This window comes from Micromonospora sp. WMMC250, from assembly GCF_027460215.1.
GTDB lineage: Bacteria > Actinomycetota > Actinomycetes > Mycobacteriales > Micromonosporaceae > Micromonospora > Micromonospora taraxaci.
Genome location: NZ_JAPZBJ010000002.1, coordinates 2161166 through 2176277, shown reverse-complemented (window position 1 = coordinate 2176277; position 15112 = coordinate 2161166). Strand labels below are relative to the sequence as shown.

Sequence of the window (15112 nt, the reverse complement as noted above, 5' to 3'; positions counted from 1 at the left end):
GCCGGGGTGGTTCGTCAGCCGATCACGTGGTCACGTCGGTCGCCCGAAGCCGCAGCATGGTCCAGGACGCGGGCGGGAGCGTCAGCTGGACGCCCGTGTCGGCGCTGCGGGCCGTGCCGTTGGGACGCGGCTCGGCGTGGTCCGGGCCGTCGGCCGTGTTCTTGGCGTGCAGGTCGGTCCCGCCGACGGTGACGCACTCGATGATGCCGGCCAGCCGGGCGCCGGTGACATCCACTGTCACCTCGGCCGGGGTGGTGACGACGCGGTTGACGAGGAACACCGTCATCTCACCGGTGTCGTCGTCCCAGGTGGAGACCGCGTCGACGGCGTCGATCTCGCCGAAGCGGTCGGTGGACGTCGTGCTGCCCTCGCGGAGCACGTCGAGCACGGCGCCCCGGGCGTGCCGGGCGGTCCGGGCGAAGGGGTGGAAGATGGTCTGTCGCCACGCCGCGCCGCCCGGTTCGGTCATGATCGGTGCGATCACGTTGACCAGTTGGGCCTGGCAGGCGGCGGTCACCCGGTCGCTGTGCCGGAGCAGGCTGATCAGCAGACCGCCGACGACCACCGCGTCGGCCACGCTGTAGTGGTCCTCCAGCAGGGGTGGGGCGACCGGCCAGTCCTCGCCGCTCGGCGGGTTGGAGGGGGCGGCGGACTGGTACCAGACGTTCCACTCGTCGAAGGCGATCATGATCTTCTTGGTGGACCTGCGGATCGCCCCGACGGAGTCGGCGATGGCGGTGACCGCGTCGATGTACCGGTCCATGTCCTCGGCGGAGGCGAGGAAGCTGGCCAGGTCGTCGTCGACCGGCTGGTAGTAGGCGTGCAACGAGATCAGGTCGACGTCGTCGTACGCCTCGGTGAGCACGTCACGTTCCCAGGCGCCGAACGTCGGCATGCCGAGGTGTGACGAGCCGCAGGCGACGAGTTCGAGGTCGGGATCGAAGCGGCGCATGGCCTTCGCGGTCTGCGACGCGAGTCGCCCGTACTCGGTGGCGCTTCGCTGACCCACCTGCCACGGGCCGTCCATCTCGTTGCCCAGGCACCACAGCGTGATCCCGTACGGATCGGCGGCGCCGTTGTCGCGCCGCTGGTCGGCCAGGTGGCTGCCGCCGCGGTGGTTGGCGTACTCGAGCAGGTCGACGGCCTCGGCGGTGCCGCGGGTGCCGAGGTTGACCGCCATGATCGGGTCGACGTCCGCCTTGCCGACCCAGCGCATGAACTCGTCCAGCCCGAACTCGTTCGTCTCCAGGCTGTGCCAGGCGAGATCCAGCCGGGCGGGCCGTTGGTCGACCGGGCCGACGCCGTCCTCCCATCGGTAGGAGGAGACGAAGTTGCCGCCCGGATAGCGGACCGTGGTGACGCCCAGTTCCCGGACGAGGGCGAGGACGTCGCGCCGGAAGCCGTCCGCGTCGGCCGTCGGATGTCCCGGCTCGTAGAGGCCGGTGTAGACACAGCGTCCGAGGTGCTCCACGAACGAGCCGAAGAGCCGCCGTGGCACCGGCGCGACGCGTCGGCGTGGGTCGAGGCTCAGACGGTAGGGGAGTGGACGGTCCGTGCCGGACGGTGGTTGCGGCGCTGCGTCGAGGTGGGTGTTCAGGGCTGGCTCCCTTCGTGCGGGGTCCCGCCGTGACGTGGACGTCGCGTACGCGGGACCCGGGGGTGGTGGGTCAGTGCGAGCTCTGGACAACATGATGATCGCCGATTACGTTCTTGATCTATGTAAACGTTACCGATCACGTTTACGGTAGGGAATCCGATGTCCATGATCAATGTCGGAGTCGGCGGCCGGGGGTGCGCCGCCCCGGCCCGGGTCGGGCGTCCGGCGTCCCTGTGTGCGCGTCGATCGTCGATGCCGGGATCCCGTCGCGTCCGCCTCGCCGTCGTGGCGGAGTGGTCCCGACGGGGAGGTGGCGCTTCGATGTCGACGGTGCCGAGCCACGGTGAGCGACGACGCCGTCGCCGGTCGCCGGTCGCAATGGTTGTTAACGTGCCCACGGTCTCGGGGAACGCGTGTCCATGACCGTGTAGTCGTCCTGGTAGGACGGTCGGTGCGAGAGTGAAGAGGTCTTGTGTTCGTAATACTTGTCCGTTACGTTGGCAACACCCTGGAAACGTAACCGATAACGATTGCAGTCCAGAGGGAGCGGCATGACCGAGGTCAATGCGCCCGTGACAATGAGTGATGTTGCTCGGGTTGCCGGCGTTTCCACGGCTACTGTTTCGCGCGTCGTCAACGGCCATTACGGCGTCAGCGCCAACACGGTGGCCCACGTCCGTTCGACCATCGAGCAACTCGGTTACGAGTCGAGTCTGGTCGCGACGAGCCTCCGGCGCAGCCGCACGAACGTCCTCGGCCTCGTGACCCACAGCTTCCAGTCGTACACGGCCGAGGTGCTCAAGGGGGCGATGAAGGCACTGAGCCGCTCGGGCTTCGACCTGATCGTCTACGCCAACAGCGACCTCTACGGGTCGTACTCGGAGGGCTGGGAGCGGCGACACCTGACCCGCCTGTCGGGCACCCTGACCGACGGGTGCATCGTGGTCACCCCCTGGGGCGAGGTGCAGAGCCGCACGCCGGTGGTGGCCATCGACCCGGCGAGGGGCACGACGGGGCCCTCGGTGATGGCCGACAATCTCGCGGGCGCCACCACCGCCGTCGAGCACCTGCTCGCTCTGGGCCACCGACGCATCGGCTTCATCGCCGGTCGGTCCAGCCTGGAGGCGGCCTGGTCCCGTGAGGAGGGCTACCGCGCTGCGCTGGCCGCCGCCGGCGTCCCGGTCGACCCGACGTTGATCGGTCGAGGCGACTTCAACCCCGAGTCGGCGGTTCCGTTGGCGCGGGCCCTCCTGCAACAGGCGGACCCGCCGACGGCGATCTTCGCGGCGAGCGACGGGATGGCCCTCAAGGCCCTGGAGGTCGCCAGGGAGTTGGGAATCTCCGTCCCTGCGGACCTGTCCGTCGTCGGGTTCGACAACATCCCGGAGTCCGCCTCGACGGCACCGGGTTTGACCACAGTGGACCAGTCGATGTACCAGCTGGGATACGAAGCCGCCCGCATGCTGAAGTCACTGGTGACCGGCGAGTGGGAGGGGCCGCACCGGATGGTGCTTCCGACCAGCCTCGTGGTCCGCAGCTCGACCGCGCCGCCGAAAAGCACCTTGGCTTGACGGTGTCAACGCAGAACCACGGCTAGATCCACCAGTGAATCGAGCCGGTCAGTCGGGTCGCATCCGCTGCCGGCGCAGAGAGGAGTGGAGCGTGACAACCGAACCGTACCATGGGCGCCTACGCCGGCTGGGTGGGCGTCGACTCTCGGCGGCCTTCACCGCCGGAGTCATCGCCGTCGCAGCGGTAGTGCTCGCACCGCAACCGGCGGCGGCCGACACCCCGTGGCTGACCGTCTCCCCGGATCGCTACGCGTCGTTCACCGTTCCGGCAGCCTACGTCCAGGAGCAGCTGGGCACGGTGTCGCAGGTCGTGGTGGAGGGCAATTTCGGGCCGTCCTCGGCCACGGCGGAGTTCGGATTGACCCGCCGTGGCGACGTGTGGTCCGGCGTTCTCGGCGCACTCGAGCCGGGGCTCTACCACTACCAGTTCACCGCCGACGACACCAAGAGCATCAAGGACCCGACGAACGACACGAGTGTGGCGTCCAACCCGCTGCTGAGCACCTTCCTCGTCGCGGGTGACTCGGCACGGTGGTTGGTCGACGCGCCACCCGGCGCCGGCGGCACGGTTGGGACGCTGACCTACCGGACCAAGGCCGGGCAGCGGTCCGCAGTGGTCTGGACACCACCGGGGTACGCGGCCAAGGGCCCGAAGGCCTACCCGGCGCTCTACCTGCAGTCGGGTGACGGGGTGGCCGCCACCGACTGGCTCGATCTCGGACGGACCAGGCAGATCCTCGACAACCTCTCCGCCGCGGGCACCATGCGGCCGATGGTGGTCGTGATCACCAACGGCTCGGGTGACAGGGAGCTGAAGGACCTCCGTAGGGCGGTCGCCGACACCTACCGGGTCCTCCGCGATCCGGCACACCAGGCGATTGCCGGAGTGTCCGACGGCGCGACGGCGGCGGTGGAGGCGGCGCTGGCCAAGCCGGCCCAGTTCGGCTACGTCGGCTGGTTCTCGGGTCGGTCGGTCCCGGACGTCGACCGCACGGACGCCAGGACGGTCAACCGCACCGTGAAGCTGCTGCGCCTCTACACCGGCAACGTGACCGATCCGGCGCACAATGCCACCTACCGGCTGGCGAAGGCGTTGGGCCGGGCCGATGTCAGGTTCGAGTCGGACGGGGTCAACCCGGACGGTGGCGCGAACTGGGACACCTGGCAGGAGAATCTGGTCGACTTCCTGCCGAGGCTGTTCCGGCACGTGTCGGACCACGGTCCGAGCCCCGGTCACGGGCAGTTGAAGGGGGAGTTCAACCCGCCGCCGGCGGGCACCACCCCGACGCCCTTCGTCAACGAGGACGGCTTCGTCACCTTCGAGACCACCACCGACTTCGCCGACGCCCAGCACGTCACGGTCTGGGCGAACATCGCTCCGGGCGGCAGTTGGCTGCGGGTGCCACTGGCCCGTGACGGTGACCGGTGGCGGGCGACAGTGGGCCCTCTGGATCCCTGGTTCTACTACTACCGGCTGATCGTGGACCGGGTGCCGTTCAAGGACACCTCGAACCCGACGAAGGTGACCACCGAACCGATGTGGAGCACCTTCTTCATCCCGGGGCCGGAGGCCCGTCTGCTGTCGGACGTCCCCGCGGGCCAGGGCGGGAAGGTCGAGAGCATGACCTACGCCAGCACCGTGGCCGGCCAGGACCGCACGGCGCTGGTGTGGACCCCGCCCGGGTACGACCCGGGTCGTGCCGAACCGTACCCGGTCCTCTACCTGCAGCACGGCGGTGGGCAGAACTACACGGACTGGGTCGAGATGGGACGCGCCAAGCAGATCCTCGACCACCAGTTCCTCGACGGTGACCTGGTGCCCATGGTGGTCGTGATGGGCAACGGCAACTCGTCGAACTTCAACCGCGAGCTGTTGGAGAACATCGTTCCCACGGCCCGTGCCCGCTACCACGTCTCCAGCGACCCGTCCCAGCAGGCGCTCGCCGGTCTGTCGATGGGCGGTGGGCAGGCGTTCGGCGTGCTGCGGGCGTACCCGGGGCAGTTCGCCTACGTCGCTGCCTTCTCGGCCGGGTTCGGCAGCGGCACCGGCGTCGACGTGGAGGCGATCAACAACGGCACCACGATGCTGCGCCTCTACGTGGGTGACCAGACCGACTTCGTGTACCCGAGTTTCATGGCGTCGCTGGCCACGTTGGACAACCTCGGCATCCGCTACGAGTTCGACGGGGTGACCCCCGGGCCGCACGGCTGGGACGTGTGGCAGAAGAACCTCATCGACCTGGCGCCCCGTCTGTTCAAGCGCTAGGAGCCGTTGCAGGCGACGCCACCGGAGCGGGCTTCCTGCCCCGGTGGCGCCCGCCAGCGCCCGGATGCCTCCGCACCGCCACCTTGGAAGGGAACCACCTCAATGAAGAGAAGACGGATACTCGCCACGGTTGCCATGCTCGCGGTCGGGAGCGGCCTCGTCGCCTGCTCCTCCGACGAGGGCGGAAACGACGCGAGCAACTGCACGAACACCATCACCAAGAAGGACCTGCCGGTCGTGACGATGTGGGGCTGGTACCCCAACACCCAACTCGTCGTCGACAACTTCAACAAGCAGAACAACGAGGTGCAGGTCTGCTGGACCAACGTCGGGCAGGGCGGCGACGAGTACGACAAGTTCCAGACGGCCATCTCGGCGGGCACCGGAGCACCCGACGTGATCATGGTGGAGGCGGACCGGATCCCGACCTTCCAGATCCAGGGCGCGCTGATCGACATCAAGAAGTACGGCTACGACGCGGTGAAGGCCAACTACAGCGAGGGTGCCTGGAAGGACGTGTCGGTGGGTGACGCGGTCTACGGCGTCCCGGTCGACGGTGGCCCGATGGGCATGATCTACCGCAAGGACATCTTCGACAAGTACAAGATCACCCCACCGAAGACCTGGGCCGAGTACGAGCAGACCGCGCAGAAGGTCAAGGATGCCGGTGGCCCGCTCTTCGGCGACCTCGGCGCGAACGTCCCGGCGGTCCTGATGGCGCTCCAGATCCAGAAGGGCGCCTCACCCTTCACCTTCGATCCGGCGCAGCCGAAGTCGATCGGTGTGAAGCTCAACGACCAGGCGTCCAAGGACGTGCTGGACTACTGGGGTGGCCTCGCCAAGAAGGGCCTGGTCGGGACGCAGGACCAGTTCACCCCGGAGTACATCTCCGGCGTGATCAACGGTAACTACGCGACGTACATCTCGGCGGCGTGGGCGCCGGGCTACCTGACCGGCGCGGGCGTCGGCAAGGGCCAGGACACCGGCAAGTTCGCGGTGGCGCCGCTGCCGCAGTGGGACGAGGCCAACCCGGTGCAGGTGAACTGGGGCGGGTCGGCGTTCTCGGTGACCAAGCAGTCCAAGAAGCCGGAGTTGGCGGCGAAGGCCGCCTACGGGCTCTACGCCGACAAGGAGTCGCTCACCGACGGCTGGACCAACCAGATCATCTTCCCGCTCAACCTCACGGCCCTCAAGGACCCCGCGTTCATCGACCTGAAGGTGCCGTTCTTCGACGGCCAGCAGGCGAACAAGGAGGTCTACGTCCCCGCCGCGGACGCCTACAAGGGCGTCGCGTACGCCCCCTTCGGCCAGTACTACCTCGACGCCATGACGAAGCAGGTCAGCGAGGTCATCAAGGGGTCCATCACCGGCTCGCAGGCCGCCGACCGGATCCAGGAGGACGTGGCGAAGTACGCCAAGGAGCAAGGCTTCACCGTTCAGTGACCTGACGGGTGGGCCGCGCCGTCAGCGGGCGGGCGGCCCACCCTCGACCCTCGGCGTCCACGTCCCGGAGACCACAATGACACTCACCGAGAAGAGCGCATCGCGTGCTCGTAACGAGACGCGCACGATCCGTGGCAAGGTACACCTTCGCGAACACCTGATGGGGTGGCTCTTCGTCGGGCCGTTCGGGATCGTCTTCCTGGCGTTCCTCATCGCGCCGCTGGCGTACGCGCTGTATCTCAGCCTCTTCCAGAAGAAGCTGATCGGCGGCACCAGCTTCGTCCTCTTCGACAACTACGTGAAGGCGTTCACCGACCCGAGCTTCCTGTCCGGGGCGTGGTTCGTCATCCGCTTCTCGCTCGTGTCCATCCCGATCCAGATCGTCCTCGCGCTCGCGATGGCACTGATCCTGGATGCGGTGACCACGCTGTTCGCGCGCTTCTCCCGCCTGATGATCTTCCTGCCGTACGCGATTCCGACCGTCATCGGCGCGGTGATGTGGGGGTTCCTCTACAGCAAGGGCTTCGGCCCGCTCACCGACATCTTCGGCTTGTTCGGCGCCACCGCACCGGACTTCCTGAGCAGCGATCTGATCTTCTATGGCCTGCTCAACGTCGTCACCTGGCAGTGGGCCGGCTATTACATGATCATCCTGTACGCGGCGTTGCAGGGCGTCGATCCCACTCTCTACGAGGCCGCCCGGATGGACGGCGCCGGGCGGTGGCAGATCGCGACGCGGATCAAGATCCCGCTGATCGCGCCGGCGCTGATCCTGATCCTGGTCTTCTCGCTCATCGGCACCCTGCAGTTCTTCAACGAACCGCAGATCCTGCGATACCTCGCCGCGGGCACGATCGGGACGGACTTCACCCCCAACATGTACGCGTACCAGCAGGCGTTCTCGCTGGCCAACTTCAACTACGGGTCCGCGATCTCGTTCGCCCTCGGCGGCATCGTCTTCATCTGCGTGTACGCCTTCCTGTTCTTCACCCGCAAGCGGAGGAGCTTCCTGTAGATGACCGCCCCCACCAGCGCCCGCGCCGGCTCCCGCCGGCCGCAGCGCTACCTCCCCCTGCAGATCCTCCTCGGCTTCCTGGTGATCTATTTCCTCGTACCGTTCTGGTGGGTCATCGTCAACAGCTCCAAGGACGCGCCGGGCCTGTTCGGCGGCGACAACACCCTGTGGTTCACCGACCAGGTCGACTACCTCGGCAACCTTCGGCAGCTCTTCACCTACGACGGGGGCATCTACCTGCGGTGGATCCTCAACTCCACGCTGTACGCCGTCGCGGGTGGCGTGGGCGCCACGGTCCTGGCGGTGATGGCGGGCTACGGGTTCGCCAAGTACCGTTTCGCCGCCCGGCGGTTCAGCTTCGCCGTCGTGCTCGGCGCGTTGATGGTCCCCGCCACCGCCCTGGTCATCCCGACCTTCATCATGTTCTCCCGGCTCGGTCTGACGAACACGGTCTGGGCGGTGATCCTCCCGTCGCTGCTCAACCCGTTCGGCGTCTACCTGATGCACGTGTACGCGCGCGACGCGGTGCCCGACGAACTCCTGGACGCCGCGCGGGTCGACGGTGCGGGCGAGGTGCGCACGTTCCTGCAGATCGCCCTTCCGATGATGCGCCCCGCGGTGGTCACCGTGCTGCTCCTGTCCGCGGTGGCGTCCTGGAACAACTACTTCCTGCCCCTGGCGATGCTCTCCGACAACCGGCTCTTCCCCGTCACCGTCGGTCTCGGCCTCTGGCAGGGGATCGCGTCGGCGAACAACGCGGGAGGCACCTCGCTGTGGAGCCTCATCATCCTGGGCTCGCTCGTGTCGGTGATTCCGCTGATCATCGCGTTCTTCAGCCTGCAACGACACTGGCGCGGCGGGTTGTCCGTCGGAGGCCTCCGGTAGGCCCCACCCGTGTCACCAGCCAGTGCACCACCAGCTCACAAATCGCCGCGAACCCCCGCGGCGCGGACGGATGACAGAGGAGTCTGCTGATGTCGACGACGAATCGACAGCTGCGCAGCGCGCAGTGGTTCGGTGCGGAGGGCCGCAACGGCTTCATCCACCGGTCCTGGATGCGTAACCAGGGGTTCGCGGACGACGTCTTCGACGGCCGCCCGGTGATCGGCATCGCCACCACCTGGTCGGAACTGACCCCCTGTAACGCCCACCTGCGGGACCTGGCCGAGTCGGTGAAGCGGGGGGTGTGGGAGAGCGGCGGGTTGCCGCTGGAGTTCCCGGCGATGAGCCTGGGTGAACCCCTCATGCGGCCCACGACCATGCTCTACCGCAACCTGCTGGCGATGGAGTTGGAGGAGTCCGTCCGGGCCAACCCGCTCGACGCGGTGGTCCTGCTTTCCGGCTGCGACAAGACCACCCCCGGCCTGCTGATGGGGGCGGCGAGCGTCGACCTGCCGACCCTGATGCTGACCGGGGGCCCGATGCTCAACGGCAAGTTCCGCGGCCAGGACATCGGCTCGGGCACGGTCGTCTGGCGCTTCACCGAGGAGATGCGGGCGGGTCGGATGAGCGCGGCCGACTGCGCGGAGGCGGAGGTCGGCATGTCCCGCAGTCGGGGGCACTGCATGACCATGGGGACCGCCTCCACCATGGCCTGTGTGACCGAGGCGCTCGGCGTGCAACTCCCGGGGGCCGCCGCCGTGCCGGCTGTCGACTCCCGGCGGTACGCGCTCGCCCACGCCGCGGGGCGCCGGATCGTCGCCATGGTCGAGCAGGACCAACGGTTGTCCACGGTGCTCACCAGGGAGGCGTTCGAGAACGCGGTCCGGGTCAACGCCGCGATCGGCGGTTCGACGAACGCCGTCGTACACCTGCTCGCGGTTGCCGGACGCCTCGGCGTCCCGCTGTCGTTGGAGGACTTCGACGCCCTCACCGCCGACGTGCCGATGCTGGTCAACCTCATGCCGTCCGGGGCGTACCTGATGGAGGACTTCGCCTACGCGGGCGGTGTCCCGGCCGTGATGGCGGAGATCGCCCCGCTGCTGCACATGGACCACGTCACCGTCAGCGGAAAGAGCGTGGCCGACAACATCGACGGCGTGAAGTGCTGGAACCGGGAGGTCATCGCCACCATGGCCGAACCGTTCCAACCCGCCGGCTCCGGCACCGTGGTGCTCCGCGGGTCGCTCGCGCCGTCCGGGGCCGTGCTGAAGGTCTCCGCGGCCTCCGCCCACCTCCTCACCCACACCGGGCCGGCGCTCGTCTTCGACCGGATCGAGGAGTACGTCGTCGCGGCCGACGACCTGGACCTCGACGTCACCCCCGACACGGTGATCGTGGTCCGCAACGCCGGGCCACGCGGCTACCCCGGGTTCCCGGAGGTGGGCAACGTGCCCATGCCACGACGGCTGCTCGCCGAGGGGATCACGGACATGGTGCGGATCTCCGACGCCCGGATGAGCGGCACCGGGTACGGCACCTGCGTCCTGCACGTGGCCCCGGAGGCGTCGGTGGGCGGCCCGCTCGCGTTGGTGCGCACCGGTGACCTGGTCCGCGTCGACGTGGCGACGCGGTCTCTGGACCTGCTCGTCGACGACGCGGAACTCGCCCAGCGCCGCGCCGCCTGGCAGCCACCACCGCCGGTCGCCGACCGGGGGTGGGTACGGCTGTACAGCGAGCACGTCCTCCAGGCCGACCAGGGCGCCGACCTGGACTTCCTGGTCGGCGGCAGTGGCAGCGACGTGCCCCGGCACTCGCACTGACCACGCCGCGACGCACGAAGCCGGGAGGAACCGGTAGCAGGGAAGGTGGGACGGCCCGCGGGGTGAGGCCCCGCGGTTGCCGCCTCAGGAGGAGATCGCGCGCGCCCACGGCACGAGGAGGCGTTCGAGGCCGGCCATCAGATAGAAGAGCAGTGCCCCCATGAGCGCGAGCAGGATCAACGCCGCGAACGCGAGCGGAGTGTCCGCGGACTGGCCGGAACTGGCGATCACCGCGCCGAGCCCGGCCTGGGGGTTGATCACTTCGCCGATGATCGCGCCGATGATGGCGAGTGAGGTCGCCACCTTCAGCCCGACGAAGATCTGCGGCAGGGCCCACGGAAGTCGGACCTTGAGGAAGGTCTGCCACCACGAGGCGGAGAGGGAGCGCGCCAGCTCACCGAGGTCGTTCGGCGTCGAGGTCAGGCCCGCCATGGTCGAGATCAGGATCGGGAAGAAGCAGAGCAGCACGACCATCACGATCTTGGCCTCGTAACCGAAGCCGATCCAGACCAGGAGCAGTGGCGCGAGCGCCACCTTCGGCACCGCGTTGATGCCGGCGATCATCGGTAGGACCATCCGCTCGACGGTCCGCGACGCGGCGAGCAGGACGGCGAGCAGCAGCCCGCCCACCGCCGCGATGCCGAAACCGATGATCGTCTCCAGGAAGGTGATCCAGGTCTGCTGGGCCAGGTGACCGGGGAGCCGCAGGAACGCGTCGACCACGTCCGGGGGCGCCGGAAGGAAGAACGGCTCGATGTCGAAGGCCCAGGTGGACAACCACCAGAGCCCGGTCGCGACCACCGCGCCCAGGGCCGGCAGCCCGAGGGTGTGCCAGCGTCGTAGTGCCCGGGAGTCGCCGGTCACGACTTCTTGACGAAGGTCGGGTCCACGACGGCCGCCGGGGTCAGACCCGACGGAATCAGGTTGGCGCGTTCGAGGACGGCGATGGTCTGGGCCACCCGCGACTCGTCCAGGAACCCGATCGGGGCTCCGTCGGCGGGGCGGACGTGCGGGGCCATCGCCTCGATCTCGCCCTTGCCCGCAGCCACCGTGTAGGTGGGCTTCGCCTTGTTGAGGATCGTCGCCGCCTCGTCCGGGTGCTCGATGCTGTACGCCAGGCCCTTGAGCGCGGCCTTGGTGAACCGCTGCACGAGGTCGGGGTCCTTGCTGATGAGCGACGGGGTGGTGATGATCGCGTTGCCGAACAGGTCCGGTAGGTAGTCGCTGTACGGCAGGACCACGACGTCCTTGCGGGCGGCGGTCTGCAGGGCGCCTCGGCTGAGCAGGAACGTGCCCAGCGCGTCGACCCGCCGGCTCGCCATGAGGCCGTTGAGGGCGGTGGGTTGCACGCCCTCGATCTTCACCGTCGCCGGGTCGAGCCCGGCCAGCCGCGCGTACGCCGGGAACAGCAACTCGGTCACGGAGCCGCTGCCGGTGGCGATCGTCCTGCCCCGCAGGTCCTTCGGGGTGGTGATGTTGGTGTCCTTGGTGGTCATCACCGAGATCAGCGTCTGCTGGTGCACGGCGGCGATCGCCCGCCAGTCGGTGAACTCGCCCTTGCCCGCCTGGATGACGGCACCGGTGAGGTCGAGAGCGCCGAACTGCACCTGCCCCGACTTGAGCGCCGTCAGGTTCTGCTGGTTGCCGGCCCCCTCCTTGATGTCGACCTCGATGCCCACCTCGGCGAAGTAGCCCTTCTCCTTGGCCACCCACGCGAAGGCGTCCCGGCCCACCGCGCCGAACGCGGTGATGTAGGCGACCTTGTCGATCTCACCGCCGGGCGGGTCGCCGCCACTGTCACCGGTGTCGCCGCAGCCACCGGCGGCGAGAGCCACGGCCAGCCAGGTAGCCACGAGCGTGGAGAAGCGCTTACCCATGCGGTGCCTCCAGCCTCCGGGCTCGCGGCGCTCGGCCCAACCCTGTCGAGGGGATCGGCGGAACGACGCGAGGTCGGCATCGATAGACGATTTTAGATCAGGTAGGTGGTGTCCGTCTGTCCCGAGCGGGCAATCGGTTTACCGGACAACGATTCCCACAATTCCATAGTGGACGGTGGGTGTGACAGCATCTTGAAACAAGCATGATCACCGATATGCTTGCGCTCGGCGGCTCCCGGCTCGTGACCGCCGCGCTCGACCGAGCGCACCCGTACGACCCCGCTCTCGGGGCTCACCGAGGAGCGCGATGCCTGACCCGCTGGTCCCCTCCGCCCGTGCCCGCACCGTGGTCCGCGGCGCCTACGACACGCACGTGCACGTGGCCCCCGACGTGATGGCCCGACGCATCGACGACGTCGATCTGGCGCACCGCTGCGCCGAGGTCGGGCTGGCCGGTTTCGTGCTCAAGTCCCACTACGTGGCGACTGCCGAGCGGGCAGCGGTGGTCCGCAAGGTGGTGCCCGGCGTCGACGTCCTCGGTGCCGTCACCCTCAACGGCGCGATGGGCGGCATCAACCCGGTCGCGGTCGAGGTCGCCGCGCGCCAGGGTGCCCGGATCGTCTGGATGCCGACAGTGGACTCCGGAAACCAGCGGCGCAGCACCGCCACCGATCTGCCGGGCGCCACACCGGCGATGTGGGGCGCCTTCCAATCCGACCTGCACAGCCAGGGCATCGTGCCGGATCCGGTCGAGGTCGTCGACGACGAGGGGCGGGTCCTCGACCGCGTACGCCAGGTGCTGCGGGTGATCGCCCGGCACGACATCACGCTCGCCACCGGCCACCTGAGCGGCGGCGAGATCGCCGCCGTGGTCCGGGCCGCGACGCAGGAGGGGGTACGCCGGATCGTGGTCACCCATCCCGAGTTCACCTCGCAGCGACTGACGCCCGCGCGGCAGCGCGAGCTCGCCGAGGCGGGTGCCCTGTTGGAGCGCTGCTTCACGACCCCGCACTCGGGCAAGGTCGACTGGTCGGACCTGTTCGCCACCATCCGGTCGGTAGGTGTGGCGCACTCCGTCCTCTCCAGCGACCTGGGGCAACCGTTCAACCCGCCGGTGGAGGACGGTCTGGCGCTCTTCGCCGACCGCCTGCTCGAGGCCGGCTTCACCGAAGACGAGGTCCACGTCATGGCGGTGGTCAACTCGCGCCGTCTGGTGACGTCGGCCGGAACGACACCGGCATGAGCGGGCGACGGATGCTGGTGGTGGGCGCCCACTCGGCCGACTTCGTCTGGCGGGCCGCCGGAGCCATCGCCACGCACACGCGGGCCGGCGGCGAGGCCGTCGTGGTGGCGCTCTCCTACGGCGAGCGGGGCGAGTCCGGCGAGCTGTGGAAGGACCCGCAGCAGACGGTGGAGAACGTCAAGCGACTGCGGCACGCCGAGGCGGAACGCTCTGCCGCCGCGGTCGGCGCCCGGTTCGAGGCGTTCGACCTGGGCGACTACCCGCTGCGGATCCGGGACGAGGACATCGACCGGCTGGCGACGTTGATGCGCGAGTACGCGCCACACGTGGTGCTCACCCACCCCGAGCGCGACCCGTTCAACCCGGACCACCCCACGGCACACGCCGCGGTGGCGACCGCCCGGCAGCTCACCGCGGGCGCCGGAGTGTCCAGCGGCTTCCGAACCGCCCCGCCCTCGGAGTTCCTGGCCTTCGAACCCCACCAACCTGAACTCTGCGGTTTCGTTCCCACCGTGTTCGTCGACATCACCGAGGCGATGCCGGCCAAGCGGGAGGCGATGGCGGCGATGACGGCTCAGGGCTACCTGCGTGAGTACTACACCCAGCGCGCCGACCATCGTGGCAACCACGCCCGCCGGGTGACCGGCGACGCGGCCATCCGACAGGCGGAGGCGTTCCAACGGTTGATCCCGAACGTCGTGGCGACACTGTGAACTCCGTCCACGACGCGGCGGACGTCGACCCCACGGTGATCGAGACACTGGCCGCTGCCGGGGTGGCGACCGTCTACGAGGCCGCCGGTCGGCGGGGCCTGATCGACGTGGACCTCGTGCAGGTGGTGCCGGGTTCCCGGGTCGCCGGCCCCGCCCGGACCGTCGTCTGCGGCCAGGGTGACAACCGGGCAGTGCACGAGGCCATGACGCTCGTCCGCCCCGGCGAGGTGCTCGTGCTCACCATGCCCGAGCCGGCCCCCGTCGCGCTGATCGGCGAGCTGCTGGCCACGCAGGCCAAGGTCGCCGGCGCGGCCGGTGTCCTGGTCGACGCCGCGGTACGGGACGTGGACGAGCTCCGGACGCTCGGTCTGCCGGTCTGGGCCCGCTGGCGTCGGGTTCGCGGAGCCACCAAACGCGACAGGGGTTCGCTCGACGTGCCGGCGTCGGTCGGCGGTACGACGGTCGAACCGGGGGACATCATGGTGCTCGACGCCGACGGGGCCGTGGTGGTGCGGCGGACGAGCGCGGACGCCGTGGCCGCCGCGACGAGGAGCCGGACGGCCAGGGAGACCGGATTGCGGGCCCGGCTGGAAGCCGGCGAGTTCAGCTACGACCTGCACGGGATGCGGACGGAGGACGAGCCCCGCGGGCGGTAGGACCGGGCGGACCGCCCGACCCCACCGCC

12 protein-coding genes are annotated in these 15112 nt (G+C 69.1%); 9 read left to right on the top strand and 3 right to left on the bottom strand.

The annotated features are described in order from the left end of the window. Window positions 1-22: 22 nt before the first annotated feature. Window positions 23-1531, bottom strand: coding sequence for an arabinosylfuranosidase ArfA (arfA, locus tag O3438_RS09385; protein ID WP_442929714.1), 1509 nt, complete (start codon window positions 1529-1531; stop codon window positions 23-25). Between the two features lie 617 nt (window positions 1532-2148). Between arfA and O3438_RS09380 the strand changes: the two genes are divergently transcribed. The 6 genes from O3438_RS09380 to O3438_RS09355 all read left to right on the top strand — a co-directional run bounded on the left by O3438_RS09380 (window position 2149) and on the right by O3438_RS09355 (window position 10594). Next, window positions 2149-3168: a LacI family DNA-binding transcriptional regulator gene (locus O3438_RS09380; RefSeq protein WP_269679590.1), complete on the top strand. Its 1020-nt coding sequence runs from the start codon at window positions 2149-2151 to the stop codon at window positions 3166-3168. Between the two features lie 91 nt (window positions 3169-3259). Then, on the top strand, window positions 3260-5434 hold the full coding sequence (locus tag O3438_RS09375) for an alpha/beta hydrolase-fold protein (protein WP_269679589.1): 2175 nt from the start codon (window positions 3260-3262) through the stop codon (window positions 5432-5434). 102 nt (window positions 5435-5536) lie between these two features. Continuing rightward, window positions 5537-6877 (top strand): ABC transporter substrate-binding protein, encoded by a 1341-nt coding sequence (locus O3438_RS09370; RefSeq protein ID WP_269679588.1) that lies wholly within the window; start codon window positions 5537-5539, stop codon window positions 6875-6877. A 76-nt stretch (window positions 6878-6953) separates the two neighbouring features. Then, on the top strand, window positions 6954-7892 hold the full coding sequence (locus O3438_RS09365) for a carbohydrate ABC transporter permease (RefSeq protein WP_269679587.1): 939 nt from the start codon (window positions 6954-6956) through the stop codon (window positions 7890-7892). Then, on the top strand, window positions 7893-8777 hold the full coding sequence (locus O3438_RS09360) for a carbohydrate ABC transporter permease (RefSeq protein WP_269679586.1): 885 nt from the start codon (window positions 7893-7895) through the stop codon (window positions 8775-8777). 89 nt (window positions 8778-8866) lie between these two features. Continuing rightward, the gene (locus O3438_RS09355; protein ID WP_269679585.1) at window positions 8867-10594 is read left to right on the top strand and encodes an IlvD/Edd family dehydratase; all 1728 of its coding nucleotides are present in this window, start codon (window positions 8867-8869) and stop codon (window positions 10592-10594) included. A gap of 84 nt (window positions 10595-10678) precedes the next feature. On the opposite strand, the gene O3438_RS09350 is transcribed toward O3438_RS09355, so the two are convergent. Together O3438_RS09350 and O3438_RS09345 are read right to left on the bottom strand one after the other, a co-directional pair. After that, window positions 10679-11458 (bottom strand): ABC transporter permease, encoded by a 780-nt coding sequence (locus O3438_RS09350; protein ID WP_269679584.1) that lies wholly within the window; start codon window positions 11456-11458, stop codon window positions 10679-10681. After that, window positions 11455-12471 (bottom strand): ABC transporter substrate-binding protein, encoded by a 1017-nt coding sequence (locus O3438_RS09345; protein WP_269679583.1) that lies wholly within the window; start codon window positions 12469-12471, stop codon window positions 11455-11457. Before O3438_RS09345 ends, O3438_RS09350 begins: the two co-directional genes overlap by 4 nt. Window positions 12472-12778: 307 nt before the next feature. Here O3438_RS09345 and O3438_RS09340 point away from each other — a divergent pair, with 307 nt between their 5' ends. Genes O3438_RS09340 through O3438_RS09330 form a run of 3 tightly spaced genes read left to right on the top strand, consistent with a single transcriptional unit; the run spans window position 12779 to window position 15083 of the window. Further along, window positions 12779-13714, top strand: coding sequence for a DUF6282 family protein (locus tag O3438_RS09340; protein WP_269679582.1), 936 nt, complete (start codon window positions 12779-12781; stop codon window positions 13712-13714). After that, entirely contained in the window at window positions 13711-14427 is a 717-nt protein-coding gene (locus O3438_RS09335) for a PIG-L deacetylase family protein (protein WP_269679581.1), read from the top strand. Before O3438_RS09340 ends, O3438_RS09335 begins: the two co-directional genes overlap by 4 nt. Continuing rightward, the gene (locus O3438_RS09330; protein ID WP_269679580.1) at window positions 14424-15083 is read left to right on the top strand and encodes an RraA family protein; all 660 of its coding nucleotides are present in this window, start codon (window positions 14424-14426) and stop codon (window positions 15081-15083) included. The genes O3438_RS09335 and O3438_RS09330 overlap by 4 nt, the downstream gene beginning before the upstream one ends. The last annotated feature ends 29 nt before the right edge of the window (window positions 15084-15112 follow it).

What these genes read in the sequence shown, in the direction of transcription:
- O3438_RS09380 (WP_269679590.1), top strand. Translation starts at nt 2,149, where the DNA reads ATGACCGAGGTCAATGCGCCCGTGACAATGAGTGATGTTGCTCGGGTT.
- O3438_RS09370 (WP_269679588.1), top strand. Translation starts at nt 5,537, where the DNA reads ATGAAGAGAAGACGGATACTCGCCACGGTTGCCATGCTCGCGGTCGGG.
- O3438_RS09365 (WP_269679587.1), top strand. Translation starts at nt 6,954, where the DNA reads ATGACACTCACCGAGAAGAGCGCATCGCGTGCTCGTAACGAGACGCGC.
- O3438_RS09360 (WP_269679586.1), top strand. Translation starts at nt 7,893, where the DNA reads ATGACCGCCCCCACCAGCGCCCGCGCCGGCTCCCGCCGGCCGCAGCGC.
- O3438_RS09355 (WP_269679585.1), top strand. Translation starts at nt 8,867, where the DNA reads ATGTCGACGACGAATCGACAGCTGCGCAGCGCGCAGTGGTTCGGTGCG.
- O3438_RS09345 (WP_269679583.1), bottom strand. Translation starts at nt 12,471, where the DNA reads ATGGGTAAGCGCTTCTCCACGCTCGTGGCTACCTGGCTGGCCGTGGCT.
- O3438_RS09340 (WP_269679582.1), top strand. Translation starts at nt 12,779, where the DNA reads ATGCCTGACCCGCTGGTCCCCTCCGCCCGTGCCCGCACCGTGGTCCGC.
- O3438_RS09335 (WP_269679581.1), top strand. Translation starts at nt 13,711, where the DNA reads ATGAGCGGGCGACGGATGCTGGTGGTGGGCGCCCACTCGGCCGACTTC.